This window comes from Kitasatospora sp. NPDC028961 (assembly GCF_055564815.1).
Window position 1 is genome coordinate 1 of sequence record NZ_JBVHVO010000059.1, and the last position, 1,196, is coordinate 1,196.

Here is a 1,196-nt window from a genome sequence, read left to right on the forward strand (position 1 = left end):
GCGGCCGTCGGTGCCTCGCGCGCCGCCGTCGACGCCGGCTGGTACCCGCACAGCAACCAGGTCGGCCAGACCGGCAAGCAGGTCTCCCCGCAGCTGTACGTGGCCAACGGCATCTCGGGCGCCATCCAGCACCGGGCCGGCATGCAGACCTCGAAGACCATCGTGGCCGTCAACAAGGACCCGGAGGCCCCGATCTTCGAGCTGGCGGACTACGGCGTGGTCGGCGACCTCTTCGCCGTGCTGCCGCAGCTCACCGGCGAGGTCCAGGCCCGCAAGGGCTGACCGGACGACCGAGCACGACACGCCGGAGGGCGTGGCACCGAGTACCCGGTGCCACGCCCTCCGGCGTATCCGCTGCTGCCCCGCGCGGCGTGCGTCCCACAGGTGGTCCAGGCCTGCTCCGCGACGCCCGCGGCCAGTGTGCGGACTACTCGGCGCAGGCCGCCAGGTGCTGGGTGAAGCCGCCCTGGTTCGGCGGCAGGGGGCGCGGCTCGGCGGGCTGGACCCGCTCCGGCTCCTCCTGTGGCAGCAGCGTGAGCTCCGGCTGGTCGGAGTCGGGGGCCGGGGTCAGCCGGACCCGGGTGCCCACCGGGACGGTGCTGCGCAGACCGCTGACGATGCACCAGACGTCGAAGCCCTCGGCCATCCGGATCAGCGACTTCTGCCGCGCCAGGGGCGTCCTGGCCTGCTCGACGGCGCACCGGCGCACCACGCCGGTGCCCTGGCTGCGCTCCAGGCGCAGGTCGGTGGAGCCGCAGGTGGGGCAGAGCAGCCGCTGGAAGGTCGGGTTGCTGCACCACGTACAGCGCTGGAAGTACAGCGGGGTGCTGTCGATGTCGGCGTCGATGGCTGAGTGGACCACGGTGTCATCTCCCTGCACTCGGACTGGGCTGCCGGCTCGCTGTGCGCTGCCGGCGTACGGCCGGCGGGCGGCCGGGGTGTGTCCTCGGCGTACGTCCGCGATACGGCCTCCGTACGCCAGCAAAAGGATAGGGAACTCAGTACCGCCCTGGGAAGGCACTGAGTTCCCTTTTTGCTACGCGCATGCATAATGAAGGGTACTGAGTACCGTCGCGAAACAGGAGTGCCGATCATGAGCCAGGACTTCGATCTCTTCCGGATCTCCGAGGAGCACGAGATGCTGCGTGAGGCGGTGCGTTCGCTGGCCGAGGCGAAGATCGCTCCGTTCGCGGCGG

At 70.8% G+C, this 1,196-nt stretch carries 2 protein-coding genes; one reads left to right on the top strand and one right to left on the bottom strand.

Annotated elements, in window-relative coordinates:
• Window positions 1-282 (top strand): electron transfer flavoprotein subunit alpha/FixB family protein (locus tag ACZ4UX_RS36955; protein ID WP_359812525.1); only part of this gene is annotated, 282 nt, incomplete at its 5' end.
• A 145-nt stretch (window positions 283-427) separates the two neighbouring features.
• On the opposite strand, the gene ACZ4UX_RS36960 is transcribed toward ACZ4UX_RS36955, so the two are convergent.
• The gene (locus tag ACZ4UX_RS36960) at window positions 428-862 is read right to left on the bottom strand and encodes a PhlB family protein (RefSeq protein ID WP_465709860.1); all 435 of its coding nucleotides are present in this window, start codon (window positions 860-862) and stop codon (window positions 428-430) included.
• Window positions 863-1,196: the final 334 nt, after the last annotated feature.